17 protein-coding genes are annotated in these 14,654 nt (G+C 72.0%); 7 read left to right on the forward strand and 10 right to left on the reverse strand.

All coding sequences use genetic code 11. The annotated features are described in order from the left end of the window. The first annotated feature begins 72 nt into the window (after positions 1-72). Together Q5762_RS28005 and leuE are read left to right on the forward strand one after the other, a co-directional pair. Positions 73-315, forward strand: coding sequence for a hypothetical protein (locus Q5762_RS28005; RefSeq protein WP_315895030.1), 243 nt, complete (start codon positions 73-75; stop codon positions 313-315). 16 nt (positions 316-331) lie between these two features. After that, positions 332-982 carry a leucine efflux protein LeuE gene (gene leuE / locus Q5762_RS28010; RefSeq protein WP_315895031.1) on the forward strand — a complete coding sequence of 217 codons (651 nt, stop codon included), beginning with the start codon at positions 332-334 and terminating at the stop codon, positions 980-982. A gap of 83 nt (positions 983-1,065) precedes the next feature. On the opposite strand, the gene Q5762_RS28015 is transcribed toward leuE, so the two are convergent. The 4 genes from Q5762_RS28015 to Q5762_RS28030 all read right to left on the reverse strand — a co-directional run bounded on the left by Q5762_RS28015 (position 1,066) and on the right by Q5762_RS28030 (position 4,472). Continuing rightward, positions 1,066-1,467 carry a hypothetical protein gene (locus tag Q5762_RS28015; RefSeq protein ID WP_315895032.1) on the reverse strand — a complete coding sequence of 134 codons (402 nt, stop codon included), beginning with the start codon at positions 1,465-1,467 and terminating at the stop codon, positions 1,066-1,068. A gap of 122 nt (positions 1,468-1,589) precedes the next feature. Continuing rightward, positions 1,590-3,098 (reverse strand): protein kinase domain-containing protein, encoded by a 1,509-nt coding sequence (locus Q5762_RS28020; RefSeq protein ID WP_315895033.1) that lies wholly within the window; start codon positions 3,096-3,098, stop codon positions 1,590-1,592. Next, complete coding sequence (locus tag Q5762_RS28025) at positions 3,095-3,652, reverse strand: hypothetical protein (protein WP_315895034.1); 558 nt, start codon at positions 3,650-3,652, stop codon at positions 3,095-3,097. The genes Q5762_RS28020 and Q5762_RS28025 overlap by 4 nt, the downstream gene beginning before the upstream one ends. Positions 3,653-3,845: 193 nt before the next feature. Further along, a complete protein-coding gene (locus Q5762_RS28030) occupies positions 3,846-4,472 on the reverse strand; it encodes an MFS transporter (RefSeq protein ID WP_315895035.1) in 627 nt (208 codons plus the stop codon). Between the two features lie 175 nt (positions 4,473-4,647). On the opposite strand from Q5762_RS28030, the gene Q5762_RS28035 reads away from it, so the two are divergent. Beyond that, positions 4,648-5,922, forward strand: coding sequence for a helix-turn-helix domain-containing protein (locus Q5762_RS28035; RefSeq protein WP_315895036.1), 1,275 nt, complete (start codon positions 4,648-4,650; stop codon positions 5,920-5,922). On the opposite strand, the gene Q5762_RS28040 is transcribed toward Q5762_RS28035, so the two are convergent. From Q5762_RS28040 to fabG, 4 genes are all read right to left on the reverse strand, one after another. After that, positions 5,912-6,316: a 4'-phosphopantetheinyl transferase superfamily protein gene (locus Q5762_RS28040; protein ID WP_315895037.1), complete on the reverse strand. Its 405-nt coding sequence runs from the start codon at positions 6,314-6,316 to the stop codon at positions 5,912-5,914. The genes Q5762_RS28035 and Q5762_RS28040 overlap by 11 nt on opposite strands. Beyond that, entirely contained in the window at positions 6,313-6,624 is a 312-nt protein-coding gene (locus Q5762_RS28045; protein WP_315895038.1) for a hypothetical protein, read from the reverse strand. The genes Q5762_RS28040 and Q5762_RS28045 overlap by 4 nt, the downstream gene beginning before the upstream one ends. Positions 6,625-6,871: 247 nt before the next feature. Continuing rightward, positions 6,872-8,707, reverse strand: coding sequence for an FAD/NAD(P)-binding protein (locus Q5762_RS28050; RefSeq protein WP_315895099.1), 1,836 nt, complete (start codon positions 8,705-8,707; stop codon positions 6,872-6,874). A gap of 142 nt (positions 8,708-8,849) precedes the next feature. Then, complete coding sequence (fabG, locus tag Q5762_RS28055; protein ID WP_315895039.1) at positions 8,850-9,554, reverse strand: 3-oxoacyl-ACP reductase FabG; 705 nt, start codon at positions 9,552-9,554, stop codon at positions 8,850-8,852. A 237-nt stretch (positions 9,555-9,791) separates the two neighbouring features. Here fabG and Q5762_RS28060 point away from each other — a divergent pair, with 237 nt between their 5' ends. From Q5762_RS28060 to Q5762_RS28070, 3 genes are all read left to right on the forward strand, one after another. Further along, entirely contained in the window at positions 9,792-9,995 is a 204-nt protein-coding gene (locus Q5762_RS28060; RefSeq protein WP_315895040.1) for a DUF5708 family protein, read from the forward strand. 103 nt (positions 9,996-10,098) lie between these two features. After that, positions 10,099-10,743 carry a hypothetical protein gene (locus Q5762_RS28065; RefSeq protein ID WP_315895041.1) on the forward strand — a complete coding sequence of 215 codons (645 nt, stop codon included), beginning with the start codon at positions 10,099-10,101 and terminating at the stop codon, positions 10,741-10,743. Next, entirely contained in the window at positions 10,736-11,848 is a 1,113-nt protein-coding gene (locus Q5762_RS28070; protein WP_315895042.1) for a beta-ketoacyl synthase N-terminal-like domain-containing protein, read from the forward strand. Before Q5762_RS28065 ends, Q5762_RS28070 begins: the two co-directional genes overlap by 8 nt. Positions 11,849-12,378: 530 nt before the next feature. Here the strand turns inward: Q5762_RS28070 and Q5762_RS28075 are convergent. Then, the gene (locus tag Q5762_RS28075) at positions 12,379-13,098 is read right to left on the reverse strand and encodes an HNH endonuclease family protein (RefSeq protein WP_315895100.1); all 720 of its coding nucleotides are present in this window, start codon (positions 13,096-13,098) and stop codon (positions 12,379-12,381) included. Positions 13,099-13,271: 173 nt separating this feature from the next. Between Q5762_RS28075 and Q5762_RS28080 the strand changes: the two genes are divergently transcribed. Continuing rightward, a complete protein-coding gene (locus Q5762_RS28080) occupies positions 13,272-13,475 on the forward strand; it encodes an antitoxin (RefSeq protein ID WP_315895043.1) in 204 nt (67 codons plus the stop codon). Positions 13,476-13,568: 93 nt separating this feature from the next. Here the strand turns inward: Q5762_RS28080 and Q5762_RS28085 are convergent, their stop codons facing one another. Continuing rightward, entirely contained in the window at positions 13,569-14,558 is a 990-nt protein-coding gene (locus Q5762_RS28085; RefSeq protein WP_315895044.1) for an SCO6745 family protein, read from the reverse strand. Positions 14,559-14,654 lie beyond the last annotated feature (96 nt).

Consider the following 14,654-nt stretch of genomic DNA (forward strand, 5'->3'; position numbering starts at 1 on the left):
TGCTGGACGGAGGAGACCACCCAGCAGCCAGTTGGGCTCTACCTCCAAGCCTGGCCCTTCAGGGCCGGGTAGTTGACGAACAGCGCCGACATCGACGCGTACCTGTCGGGCCTGGACATCACCATCACCCCCGAGCGGCGCGCCGAGCTGTACGACCGCTTCGGCGAGGAGGACCTCCTCGACATCGAGGAGCTCGCCGCCGCCTGGGCCGAGAACTTCACGCACATCACCGAGGAGCACGCGCTGCGTAGGATCGCGGACGTGGACGAACTCGTCACCGCGCACAACGTGCGTACCGGCAACAACGTCGGATAGCCGAAGGGAGATGTCGATGCTGGGAGTCACCAACCTCTCCACCTACGCCCTGGGGACCCTCCTCATCATTCTTCTCCCGGGCCCCAGTTCGCTGTACACGCTGTCCGTCGCCGCACGCCGGGGCGTACGGACCGGATACCGCGCCGCCACCGGTGTCTTCGTCGGAGAAGCCCTGCTGATGGTCGGTACGGCGGCCGGGCTCGCCTCGCTGCTGCGTACCAACGCGATGGTCTTCTCGGTCATCAAGTACGCAGGGGCCGGTTACCTCGCCTGGATCGCGCTCGGGATGATCCGCGCGGCCTGGAGGATGTGGCGCCGGGACCGGTCGACACAAGCAGAAGAAGCGGAGACGGGCGAGGGCGCGGACGAGCGGCCCTTCCGGCGCTCGCTCGTGATCACACTGCTCAATCCGAAGGCGATCCTGTTCTTCATCTCCTTCTTCGTGCAGTTCGTGGACCCGGCCTATGCGCATCCGGCGCTGTCCTTCACCCTGCTCGCCGCGATCTACCAGGTGATCAGCGTGACCTACGTGACCGTACTCATCCTGGCCGGCACTTACCTCTCCGCGCAGTTCCGCCGCCGCAGGCGGCTGTCCGCCGGACTGACGAGCGGCGCCGGGGCGCTGTTCCTCGGGTTCGCCGCCAAGCTCGCGACGACCAACGGCTGACACGCAACGGCTGACACGCACGGAGGGGCCGGACCCCATCCGGGTCCGGCCCCTCCGTGTGCGTCGTGCGCGTACCGCGTCCGTTACTTGACGGGGTTCAGGCAGAGGACGAACTTGTACGACTCCAGCTGCTGCGCGAGCGCGACCTCGCTCACGTCGCCGCACTTCTCGACGTCGAAGGTGTCGTCGATGACCTTGACGACCTTGTAGAGGTCGGGGACCTTCTCGCCGCAGGGCTTGCCGGTGACCTCGGGGTCGTTCTCCGGGCCGGTCACCGTCACGCACTCGCCGACCTTGGCGGACACGGGCGCCTCGCCGGTGAGGTAGGGGAGGCCGAGCTTCCAGAAGAGGAGCGCCGCGATGGCCACGACGATGCTGAGGATCGTCTTGCCTATGCTGCGCTTCTTCTTCGCCGGCTCGGCGGGAACGGGCGCGGGCTCGGGCGCGAGGGGCTGCTCGGGGGAGGCGGGCGGCTGCGTCGTCATGAAGGATTCCTTGGGGACGTGTGCATGATCAGACGCGAACCATACATCGTGCCGAACGGGCAAATCGGACGCGGAAGATCCAGTTCCCCAACCAGTTGTGGAGTCGTGATCCTGGCGCTCCGTCAGGCGAAGCGGCCCATCTGCTGCTGCCGGGCCAGTGCGCGCCGCAGGTCCGTCGGGAGCGCGTGGTACGGGCCGTACGCGCGCTCCGTGTCGTACAGCAGCGCCTGGAGCTGCTGGTGGGCCGCCGTGTGGTCGCCCATCGACAGGAGCAGGTTGCCGATCCGGCGGCGGACGTCGAAGAACCGGGTCTGGTCGGTGCCGTGTTCGAGGAACGGGAGCAGGGCCCGGTACTCCGTCAGCGCCGCCGCCGTCTCCCCCAGCTGCTCCAGGCAGAGCGCCGCCTCGTAGCGGAACTGAAGGGTCTGCGGGTCGGCCGGGCCCGCCTCCGCCGCGCGGTCCTCGGCGAGGCGGCGCAGCTCGGGCAGGGCGCGGCGGTACTGGCCGTCGTCCATCAGGGTCGTCGCGTACTGCTTGCGCAGGATGCGGACGACCGGCGAGTGCTCGCCGTGTTCGGCCACCGCCGACGGGAGGATCGAGCCGAGCACGTCGACGGCCTGCGTGATGGAGCCCTCGCCGAGGAGCCGCTTCACCTCGTCGACCGCCGCCGCCACGTCGGGCTTGGCGGGGGTGGGCGGTGCCTGCGGCGCGGGGGCGGAGGCACGGTCGGGCCAGGGGGCGTGCGGGCGCAGGAAGGGGCGGGTCGGGTCGAGCGGCCCGGCCGGGGTCCCGCGCGCGGGGAGCAGCGGGCGCAGGGCCTCGTACACCTCGTGCGCCCCGGAGGGGCGGTGCTGCGGGTCCTTGGAGAGCAGCCGCAGCACGAGCGCCTCCAGGACCTCCGGCACCTCGGGGCGCAGCTGGCGGACCGGCAGCGGCGGCTCGTACAGGTGGCGGTGCAGGACCCCGAGCGCGGTGGATCCGGCGAACGGGACGTTGCCGCTGAGGAGTTCGTGGAGCAGGACGCCGAGCGCGTACAGGTCGGTGAACGGGCCGACGGCGCCGCCCATGGCCTGCTCGGGCGCCATGTACGCCGGGCTGCCGATCGGCGAACCGGTGTGCGTGAGGCGGGTGGTGTCGGTGTCCAGGACGGAGGCGACGCCGAGGTCGAGCACGGTGACGGTGCCGTCCGAGCGGACCATCACGTTCCGCGGCTTCAGGTCGCGGTGGACGATCGGCACCGCGTGCACGGCGGCGAGCACCGCGCACAGCTGGGCGGCGACGGAGACCGCCCACTCCCAGGGGTACGGGTCGTGCTCGGCGAGATGGTCGGCGAGGTCCGCGCCGTCGACGTACTGCATCACGAGGTACAGGTCGTCGCCGTCGCTGCCGGCGTCGTGGACGGTGACCAGGCCGGGGTGGTCGACCTGAGCCGTGACCCGGCACTCGCGCACGAAGCGGCGCCGCAGTTCCTCGGCCGCGGTCGCGGGGCCGGTCATGATGGCGGGGCGGAGCAGCTTGACGGCGACGCGGCGGTCGAGCCGTCCGTCGTACGCCGTCCAGACCTGGCCCATGCCGCCCTGGCCGATGACCGTGGAGAGTTCGTACCGGCCGCCGATGACGCGTCCGTTCACTTCCCCTCGTCCTTACGGAGCAGGTTGCTGAGCTCGTCCAGCTCGGCGCGGACCTGGTCGATCCGCGGGTTGGGGGGTGCGGGCTGGGCCGTCGGCTGCGGCGGGATCACTGGCTGCGGGGCGGCAGGCTGGGGCTGGGGGGCCGGCTGGGGCTGGGGCTGCTGTGCGATCGGGGGCTGGTGCTGGGGCGCCGGCTGCGGCTGGGCCGGGGGGACGTAACCGGCCTGGTGGCGCGGCACCGTCGCCCCGTACGGGCTGTACGAAGCGGACTGCGCGGGCGCGACGAGACCGAGGCGGACCTTGTCGTGCTTGATGTCGGCGACCAGGAAGTAGACGGTGAACGCCAGCGCGTTGAGGAGGATCAGACCCATCGCCATGTCGGCCTGCGTCGTCTCCACGTTCGCCGGCAGCAGGATCATGCCGATGATCATGACGGCGGCCGAGACGCCGCACAGCACCCAGTCACGCGCGCGCCGGGTCACGGCCGCGAGCCGGATCATGGTCCCCCAGGTCAGGAACCCGATGCTGAAGAGCGGAAGCATCGCGAAGAACACGCGGAGCACGATCACCCCGGTCGGAATGGCGCGCTGTGGTGGCGGTGGCGCATAGCCGTGGCCGTACATTCCTGCTCCTGGCACTGAGGTGGCACTCGATCGGTTGCGGAGTCGAGCGTATACACCGACACCGACATGGTCCCCGGGGTTGTACCGAACCGTTGCCGGACCGGTTTCCTCAGGGCGCCACCGGTCAGGGCGCCACCGTGCCGTCCGCGAGGCCGTCGTAGAGGCCCTGGACGAGTTGCTCGCCGAGCCGGCCCGCCAGGAAGAGCAGGACACTCTCCGTACCCAGGAAGGCCGCCGCAGCGCCGCCGAGCGGCGCACCGCACAGGTGGGCGGCCTGATACACACCTCCCAGCAGAGCGTTCGCCCGCTCCAGTGGGGTCCCCGCGGTGTCGGCGAGGCCGGACACCAGGCCGGTGACGGCCGCCGCGCCGGGTACGTCGAGCAGGCTCGCGGCGAGCACCAGGGCGGCGAGGGTGGGGAATCCGAGCATGCCGAGGGAGTGCAGCAGGGGGATGCAGGCCGCCGCGGCGCCACCCACCAGATACGAGGCGACGGCCATGGCCTTGAAACCCCAGCGGTCGACGAGGGGGCCCGCCACGAGCCCGACGGTGACCGTGCCGACGGCGACCACCGCGACGATCAGCCCCGTCCGGGCGACGCTCCCGGTGGTCCGCAGGACGAACCAGGGGACGGCCACCAGCATCATGGCCTCCCCCAGCGCGCCGACACCCACGGCCGCGAGGAGCGCCCGCATCCCCCAGTTCCGCCCCCGCCCGCCCCCCTTCTCCATCACACTAATTGACCCATGCATGACTGTAGTATGACTAGGAGGCGTTACATGATGCCGCCGGGACCTTCGGACGGGAGGCAGGGCGGGTCATGAATGTGACAAGCGTGGCCATGACACTCTGTGATCGGCGGGTACACTACGACGTCATGGTCAGTGTTGGGTTGTCCGGCACACTTCACTTCAGCGAGCGGTCTTGATGGTCGAGCAACCGGAGTTCGGGAGACGAGTGCGGGAGATCCGCAGCGCGCGCGGGCTGTCCCAGTCGGACATCGCGGGGAAGGGGATGTCCCCCAGCTACATCTCCCTCGTCGAGAGCGGCAACCGCACTCCCAGCCCCAAGGTGGTACGGGCCATCGCGGAGCGCCTGGGCATCACGCCCGACGAGCTCTCCTCCCCCGCCCCCCGGGAGCTGCGGCGCACGCACCGCGTGGAACTGGTGGGCCGGCTGATCGCCGCCCGGTCGCACCAGATTGCCGGGGACCTCGGATTCGCGCGCGACGAACTCCTCGACGTCATCCGGCAGGCCACGGACTCCGGCATGGACGAGATCCTGTGGGAGGCCCACTGGGAGCTCGCCCTCACCCTGGGCCGCCTCGGCCAGTGCGACGCCCGCGAGGAGACCCTCCGGCAACTGCTGGCCGCCCCCCTCACCGAGTCCTCCCCGCTGCTGCGTGCCCGGGTCGCCGTCGAGACCGCCGACCTGCTGCGCCGCTCGGGCCGGCTCTCCGAGAGCGTCCGCCTCGCCGAGGAGGCCCTGCGCTCCGTCCCGGCCGACGAGACCGGCGCCCCGGAGCGCGTCCAGGCCCAGGTGAGCCTGCTCTCCGGCTGGCTGGAGAGCGGCGAGTGGCAGCGCGCGGCCGGCCTCTGCGACGAGCTGCTCCAGTCCGCCGGCGCCCTCCACCTGGGCCAGTTGCACGCCACCGCCCTGTGGGTGGCGGCCGAGTACCGCTACGTCGCGGGCGAGCAGGAGCAGGCTCTCGCCCTGCTGGACCGCGCCCTCTCGCTCACCGGCCCCGAAGCCGACATACGGGTGCGCGTACGGATGCTGTGGGCGGCCGCCCTGCTCCACCTCGCGGCCGACAGCGAGGAGACCGCCGAAGAGCTGACGGAACGCGTCGGCCAGGCGGTCGCTCTTCTGGGCACGCACGCGGACGCGGCTCGCGTCGCGACGCTCCGCGCGCTCGTCGCTCTGCGCCGCGGCGCCGTCGAACGCGCCCTGGAGCACGCCCGCGAGGCCGGACGGGGGCGGGAGGAACTGCCGCCCATCGACCGCGCGTGCTGCGCCGTGGCCGTGGCCCGCACCCACCGGGCGGCCGGCCGCTCCGCCGACGCGGAGGCCGAGTACCAGACCGCCGCCGCGCTCTACGAGGCGGCCGGGGCCTACCGATCCGCGTCGGCCGTGTGGCGGGAGCTCAGCGTCCCGGACGGTGCCCCCACCACGCCCGACCACTCTGCGATCGTCACCCCATGACGCACTCCGCCACCGGGGTTTCCCTCCGCCACATGCTGACGGTGCGCACCGGCGCGGACGTCGCGGCCGAGGCCACCCACTCTCCGCCGGAGTCCGGCAGGTCGACGACGTAGGCGCCACGAAGGCGGTGTCCGCCGCCGGGCAGCGGCTCGGGGACGAGCACCTCACCGCCCCGGCCCCCCGGCAGCGCGTTCACCTGGTCCGCCAGGGACAGCGCGCCGGGGCCCGCCAACCGGAGGGCCGCCTCCTTCCGTGCCCATATCCGGGCCAGGCACCGGGGCCGCTGGTGTTCCGGCGAGAGACCCACCACGCGCCGTTCGGTCTCTGTGAACGGCAGGAACGCCGTTCCCTTGAACCCCTCCGGCACAGGGTGCGCGCTGAGCGCCACCTTCATGCCGCGGGCGAGCGCGACGACGAGACGGCCGTCGTCGCGACAGACGCACAGCCCGATCGGCAGCCCGTCGATGCGCAGCCGCCCGTACCCGTCACGGCTGAGCGGAACCTCGTTTCACGGCAGCCGAGCACCTCGGCCAGCAGGGACCGCAGCCGGCCCTCGGTCTCGTCGCAGAGCGGTCTCCCACCCGGCAAGGTCCGCTGCCCGCTCTCCTCGGTCTCGAAGGAGAACACGTACAGCTCACCGTCCTCCATGGACCAGACCGTTCCCGGCTCCCAGGGCTCCAGCCCACCTACTACGGTCTGCAACTATTCCCCCTTCGCAGCCCTGGTCAAGGGCCGCTTTCTTCTGTTCTCCGAAACGGTGCGCTCAGCTCGCAGGTCATGCGCGAACGATCGCGTGTCGGCCGCCTCTCGCCCCGTGCAGAGCGACGGCTTCCGACCCTCGTATCCGATGGATTGGGGCCGGATTTTCGTGGTCGATCCCAGGCTAACCTCTGCCGAACTCGGCGGTAGCAAAGGGTTTGGCTCGGCCGGACGGACCTTCGGTCGGCGGTCAGCGGGCCCCAAGGGCATGCCGGGCGACGGCGTCGTTCTGGCGGAAGAACGCGGAGTCCGTGCCGGGCCGCGGGAACTGCGCGGGCACCACCACGGTCCGGTCCCGGTGGATGCGGCCGTCCGCCCCGACCGGGTGCAGGGCGGGCCCGGACAGCCGGAACATGCCGGTCCTGGTCTCCCCGATTCGTTCCTCGGCCAGCTCTCCACGGGCCACCAGGACCCTGATCAGCGGGTCGTCCGCGCGCTCCGGCTCCGCCCGGTCAAGGCGGGCGTCCAGCAGCACCGACGCCTCGTGCACCACCGGCACCGCCGGGCTGTGCGCACGGACGACGTTCCGTCCGTCGTCCGCGAGTCCCGTCTCCACGGCCATGCCAGGACCGACGAAGGTGACGAGCCCCGCCTCGGCCAGGGCCAGGAGCTGTTCCGTGCGCAGCACCGGCGGGCCGGAGCTGAGGAACGCCCCGAAGGAGAACCGTTCCAGCGCCTCCGCCACGTCCCTCGGCGTCATCTCGCCGCCCCGCCACAGCTCCTCGACGACCGCTCCCGTCGCCGTCAGGGCGCTCACCACTGCGGACTCCCCGGTGCCGAGCGGGTCCCGACGACGGCGCAGCGCCTCCGCCACGTGGGCGTGGACATGCCGCTGGAGGGCCTCGGGGCCGTCGAACCGCAGGCCGTCGAGGGGCGATTCGAGGCGGTCGAGGTCCAGCCGGTCGGCCGGGTCGGGCACGGCGGACCGGATCAGCTTCTCCTGCCGCTCGTCCCCCACCGGAAAGGAGCGGAACCCCGTGTCGAACTCCTCCCAGTCCATCCGTACGCGTCCGGGACAGGTCGCGAAGAGCTCCCGGTAGTGACGCCAGGTCAGCTCGGCCACCACGAGTGGCCACACGTCGCGGAGGAAGGAACTGCCGGGGCGGGCGAGGGCCTCGCGGCACGCGTCGAGGGTGGCGAACCGGGGCGGGCCGTCCGGCGCCGCCGAGGCCGCCGTGGGCCGGGGCGGCAGGGGCACGCCGCGCCGGGAGCCGACGATCAGGTGCGGTTCCCGACCGGACGCCAGGTACCGCAGCCGGCCGCCCTCCCGGACGAACCGGCCGCCGCGGCCCTCGGTCAGCAGCATCACGCAGTCGATGAAGACGAGCCCCAGGCCCCGGGTGATGACGCGCGCGCCGGGCGGGATCACGTCCAGCCGCTCCGGGTCGGCAGGGCCGGGGCCGATACGGGTGACGCCGGCGGGCCCGGGTGCGGGCAGCGTCCCCAGGTGGCCGGAGGCGAGGACGACATGATCGGCGTCGACGGGTGGCAGCTCGCCGTCGAGGACCACCCGTTGCCCGCCACCGGGCACGTCCGGGCCGGTGCGGACGACGTCCACGGCACGGGCCCGGTGGACGAACAGCCGTACGCCGTGGGGACGTTCGTCGGTCACCCGGTCGAAGAACCAGCGCAAGTAGCGACCCTGGTCGGCGCGGGAGGCGTAGGCACCGTCGTTGAGCGGTCCGTCGAGCCACTCCCCGGTGGTGGGGCCGGGCCGGGCCGGGCCCGCGCACGTGACGGAGGCGTCCGGGAACACGGTGACGTGGTCGGCCGCGGAGTTCATCCACAGCAGGCTTGGCTGGTCGGTCCGCCAGGTGCGTCCGGCGCCCGGCGGAAACGGGTCGACCACGTGCAGGTCGAGGCGGCTCCCGGCCAGGACGTCCGGAGCATTGGCGAGTATCCGCTCGACGACCGAGGCGCCGCGCGGGCCGCACCCGACGACGCAGATCCGGCGGATGCGGTGCGGCTGCGGCGTCCGTGGTTGCGCCTGGTGCGCCTGATGCGCCTGATGCGCCTGATGCCGCAGGGTAGTGGAGCGGACGGTGTGCGGGCCCGTCGTGGGCCGGAGCTCCGGCGGTGTTCACGTCTCCCCCGTTGTTCGTCTTTCCCGTGCGTGCTTCCTGGTGCTGTTCGCGCCGTGGGGTCGCGGACGGCAGAGTGACGGACCGTCAGTGACCCATGCCCGCACCGCCGTCCACCGGGATGACGGCGCCGGTGACGGCACCCGCCTCCGGACCGGCGAGGAAGGCGACCGCTGCGGCGACCTCCTCCGGCCGAACCATTCGACCCACCGGGACACCCGCCAGGATCGCCTCGCGGCGGGCCTCGGGAAGCACGGCGGCCATGTCGGTATCGGTCAATCCGGGCGCGACGACGTTCACGGTGATGCCACGGCCGCCCAGCTCCCGGGCGAGTGAGCGGGCGAACCCGATGAGGGCGGCCTTGGACGCAGCGTAGTTGGCCTGCCCGGCTTCCCCCGAGAAGGCGACCTGGGAGGACAGCAGAACGATGCGGCCCCACCGGGCCCGCAGCATGCCGCGCACGGCGCGCTTGGTGACTCGGTAGGCGCCGGTGAGGTTGGTGTGGACCGGTGCGGTGAAATCCTCCTCGGACATGGAGAACAGCAGCCGGTCCCGGGTGATTCCGGCGTTGACCACCAGCACCTCCACCGGTCCGAGCTCCTCCTCCACCCGGTCGAATGCCTCATGCACACTGTCAAGCTCTGTGACATCACATGCCACGCCGAAGACACCGTCAGGCGGTGGCGCCTGGCGGTAGGTGACGGCGACACGGTATCCACCGGAGGCGAGTCGCCGGGCGACCGCCAGTCCGATACCGCGGTTTCCTCCGATGACCAGTGCGGAGCGCGTCACCGCTCCCCCCTTTCCGTCCGGTTCCCGAGCGGGCGTCGAATTCCCGCCACATGCTGCGCACTTGCGAACATCTCCTGCTCGCCAAGGAGGAGGCGCCGTGCTCCCGGGTCCATCGATCTATGTGGTACCAACTCATCCTGTGGGCGGAGGCCGGCCGTCCCGCCCTGACCTAGCCTGACAAGTACTTCCCGAACCGGGTTATCCGACCTGTCCCGAGACTCAAGGAGACCGACCGCCGTGGCATCCCCCACAAAGAACTTCGCCGAAGGCGCCGTGATGTTCGGCATCGGGCTCGCCCTCCGCCTGTTCACCGAGGACGTGGACATCCCTGTCTTCACACTCACGAAGGTGGGTGTCGTTCTGATGGTCATCGGTGGCATAGAGATCCTCTACGGCGTGTACCGGACGGTGAGCAGCCGGAGCGACAAGGCCAGCTCCTGACAGAGCCTGCCACACTTGTCATGCAGTTGATGCTTTATTGACTTTGCATGACTGTCAGGTCAAGATACCCCAAGAGGATCATGACTTGGACGGGGTGAGGAACATGGTGGGACGCAGCGCCGGCGCAGAGGGAAAGCCCTCCCACCTCCTCCCCCGCCTCGCCCTCGCCGCCACAAACCAGGCCGCGTCAGCCGCCGTCGCGGCCCAGGCCGGCCCGCTGGCCGTCCTCGGCGAACCGTCCGTGCACACCAAGCCTGTGGCCGCCGTGAGCGCCGCCCTCGACACCGCGTTCTCCGCCCTGCCGCAGCCGCTGCGCGCCACCGCCCCGCTGTACGCCCTGTGCGACGACTACAGCATGATGGCCGCCCGGCGCCTCGCGGCGCGCTGCACCGACCCCGGGCGCCGGCTGCGCCCCTCGGACTCCGTGGCGGCGGAGACCTCCGAGCTGGTGCGCCCTTATCTGACGGAGTCCGGCCGCCCCGGACGCTGCTACCTCCTCGCGGGGACACCGGCCCACACCGCGCTGCGCCTTGCGACCCTCGGCAGTCGGCCCGCCACCGTGGTCTGCGAGTTCGTCCTCGTCCCCGGTGAGGACCCGTACGCCCCCGGTCTGCTCGCCGTCGCGGCCGTGTGGGGCGCCGAGGGACCCGCTGCCCTATCACCGCCGACAGGGCGCGCGACACCACCGACGACCCTGCCAGGCCTGCTCACCACTCTGCTCCAGGAAGGGCGTTCCATCCGTGTCTGACGTCGTCATCAGCGGAATGGGTCTGCTGACCCCCTTCGGCCGCGGCGTCGGCACCTACTGGCGCGCGCTCACCGGTGGCCGAACCGCCCTGGCGCCCGCCCGCCGCTTCACCTCCCCCGTCTACCGGGGCGAACCGGTGGGCGAGGTGACGGAGTTCGAGCTCGGGGACGCCCCCCGCAAGCAGGTCTTCGCCTCGGCAGCCGCCGAGGACGCCCTGCTCGCGGCCCGGCTGCCGAGGGTCCCGGACGGCGCACTGGTGATTCTCGTGGGCCAGGCCCCGCCACCGGCCGACGGCTCCCCGCTCGGCGCGGAGAATCGGGAGTTCCTCGGCCCCGGCGCCGACGGGATCCTCGCGGGCGGAGACAGCCTGCACCTGACGCACGCCTGCGCCTCGACGCTGTTCGCCATCGCCTTCGCCCACGAGGCGCTGCGGGCGGGGAGCGCCCCGGCCGTGGTCATCGCCGGAGCCACCGCCCTCAACCACTACGAGTACGCCAGCATGGACGTGGTACGAGCCGTCGACCGCGCCGCCTGCCGGCCGTTCGACACGGGCCGCGGAGGCATCTCCCTCGGCGAGGGCGGCGGGGCTCTCGTCCTGGAGACCGCCGACCGCGCCCGTGCCCGCGGCCTGGAGCCCGACATCATCGTCGCGGGCACCGGATGCCGCGTCGCGGCGGGCAAGTCCGTCGCCTCGGACGAGACATCCATCGCGGAATGCCTGCGCGAGGCGCTGGACGCCGCCCGCGCCGATCGGCTCGACTACGTCCACGCGCACGCCACCGGCACCGCCCAGGGCGACACCGCCGAACTCCACGCTCTGGAGGCCGTGGTCGGGGAACGTGCCTGGGACGGTGTTCCCGTCAGCTCTCACAAGGGCGCGATCGGCCACATGCTGCACATCTCCGGCGCTCCGGGCGTCTCCGCGGCGGCCATGGCCCTGCGGACCGGGGTCGGGCCGCCCACGGCCGGCCTGCGCACCCCCGAGGAGGCGCGGCGCCTCAGGCTGCCGAAGACGCCCCTGGTCATCCCCGGCGCCACGTTCGCCGCCGTCAACAGCTTCGGCTTCGGCGGCAACAACGCGACGGTGGTCCTTCGCCGCCGCTGACGAGTGCTGACGTCGACGGGGCGTTCGTGACGAGGGAACCGGACATCGCCGCGGGGATACCTCACCACCGCCGGCAGCCCCACGCCGTACCGGACCAATCACCACGCGACCACCCCCGGGGCCGCCGCCGACGGAGGGGCCACCTGCACCGCCGCCGATCTGACGGCCTTCGTCCACGCACTGCGCCAAGGGCGGCTGCTGAACGAGCAGACCACGCGCCTGGCGCCGGCCCCGCAGGTCGACGAGCGTGAGGAGAAGGTCCGCGGCTACCGGTGGATGTACGGCTTCGGCCTCACCCACATCCTCGACGACGAGGGAACCATCGTCCGCTGGGGCCGCACGGGCGAGGAGGACGTGGTCAGTGCCCGCCTCCACCAGCACCCGCAGAGGGCCTGGACGTCGCCGCCCTCGGCAACATCAGCTGGTGCGCCGGCGACATGGGGTGGGCCATCCACGACGCCCTCGTCGGCAGCTGAACAGTGGCGTGCCACGACGGTCGCCGTACCCGCCGCCCCAGGTCAGCTGCCCTCTCAGCCGCCGCACTGCCGCGACATCATCTGCTTGTCCGCGGCCGTCACCGGCATCTCGTACTTGACGGCGACCTGGGCGAAACGGACCGCGTACGCACACCGGATCGGCTTGTTCGGCGGCAGCCAGGACGCAGGGCCGGAGTCGCCCTTGGCCGAGTTGGCTCGCCCCTCGACAGGGATCAGGTTGAGCACGTCGTTCGCGAACTGCCGGCGCTTGCTCTCCGGCCAGCGCGACGAACCCATCTGCCAGCTGTAGGACAGCGGCACCACATGATCTATCTGCACCTCGGAGGCCTGCTGCCTGCGCCACTCGATGGTCGTCCCGGTGTACGGATCGTGCAGCGTCATGGCGACGACCACGCAGTCGGAACCGGCTCGGAAACGCAGGTTCTGACCATCACGACGAATAAGATCATTTCGAGTGTCGCAACCGTTCCTCGCCAGCGGCACACCATCAGCCGTGTCCATCCAGGCGTGGCCGAACTCGTCCCGGGCGTAGCCCGTCCTGGGCCCCCGCCCCTTCGTGGACAGTCCCTCGATGAGCTTTCGCGCCACAGCCTTGTCCGCGTCCGTCGTCACGGGCGCAAGTCCCGGCTTCGTACCGTCTGGATTCTTCAGCGGACTGCCCGCCCGTCCGTCCGTCGCAGTCGGCCCTGACCCCGGCGCGGAGCCGTTTTCGGCGTCAGGGGTCGCCGTACAGCCGGAGGTTACGGAGGCTATGAGGACGGCGGCGGCAAGTGCGGCGAGGGGGAGGGCCTTCGGATGACTGAGCACGCGGGGATCCTAGCCAGACCCTTCGTGGTCCAGACCATTGCGCCGCTCGACGCGCGGAATCGGGAGGTGGCGCGTAGCGTCGAATGAGCCGTTCGTCCCCTTACGAAGGAGTTGCACCCATGGGGATCATGGACAAGCTCAAAGGCATGATGGGCCAGCACCCGGACAAGGCCCAGCAGGGCGTGGAACGTGCCGGGGACACGGTCGACCAGCGGACCGGCGGCAAGCACGCCGCCAAGGTCGACCAGGCCCAGCAGAAGGCTCAGGAGTACATCGACAAGCAGCGCGGGCAGGACCAGCCCCCGAGCCCGCCCCCGAGCTGACGGCCCCGCCTCACACTTCCGGCCGCAGGGTGCGCGCGTGACGCGCACCCCGCGGCCGCGGCGCGTCCGGGGAGATCCGGGGGGAGCAGTACGTCAGATCTTGCCGATCCCCAGGGTGTTCTCGGCCGGGAGCAGCCCGGAGCCGAGGGCGGCGAGCCAGGGTTCGCCGAGGAGTTCGGCGAGGCGGGCCGTGGACTCAGGACCGAGGGCCGCCCAGGGTGCCGCGGCCAGTTCGTCGGTACGGAGTTCCACCTCCGCGCGCAGGGCGCGGCCGGCGTCAGTGACCTCGCCGCCACCGTCGGCGGCGAGCAGGCCACGGGCGGTCAGGCGGGCGCTGGCGGCGGCCCAGTCGGGCTCGCTCCAGCCACGACTGGCGAAGGTCGCCTCGGAGGCCGCGCCTACGGCCGCGAAGGAGACCAGGGACTCGACCGGGTCGAGCCCGGCGGCGAGGAGCGCGGCCAGATGACCCTCGCCGCGGTGCTCGCGCAGGATCGTCGCGGCCTGCCAGAGGACCAGGTGCGGGGCATCGGGCCAGGGCAGCTCGGCGTTGGCGGCGGCGAGCGGGCGCCCGGCCGTCACGGCGGCCTCGGCCGCGCGGCGCGCGAGCGCGGCCGCCTCGGCGATCACGGGCCCCCCGACGCCCCCCGCCACCCCGGCAGGACCCGAACCGGCAACACCGCCGCCCGAGCCCCCGTCGGCCCGCTCGCCCGCGCCGCTCCCGCCACTCCCCCCGTAGCTCCCCTCGCCGAACACAGAGCGATAGGTCCGGTCGACGGCGCGGAGCCGGGCGGCGAGGACGTCGGCGGGGGCGGCCGTCCGCCAGATCCCGGGCACGTACCGGGCCACCATCTCCGGGCTGAAGCTGCAGAAGGCCGAGCCGACCCGTTCGGCCCCGGCCGGGCCGAGGGGCGCGGCGCGCCAGGCGAAGTACGCGGGCCAGCGCTCCGAGACGTCGTACCCGAGGGCGCGAGCCTCGTCGAAGGCCTCGGGGGCGTAGTAGACGAGCGCGTGCAGGGGTTCGATCAGGTGCCACATCTGCCGCACGCGACCGGGCTCCACGGCATCGAGAGTGTCCACGCTCATGTCCAGCTCCTCCTCGACCGTCATCATCTTGACGCCGACTAGATTGCGCCCGCCCGCGCGAACTTGTCAATGCCTAGATACGGCGTAGGGTGCTGC

It is taken from the genome of Streptomyces sp. P9(2023) (assembly GCF_032436795.1).
In the GTDB taxonomy this organism is placed as follows: Bacteria; Actinomycetota; Actinomycetes; order Streptomycetales; family Streptomycetaceae; genus Streptomyces.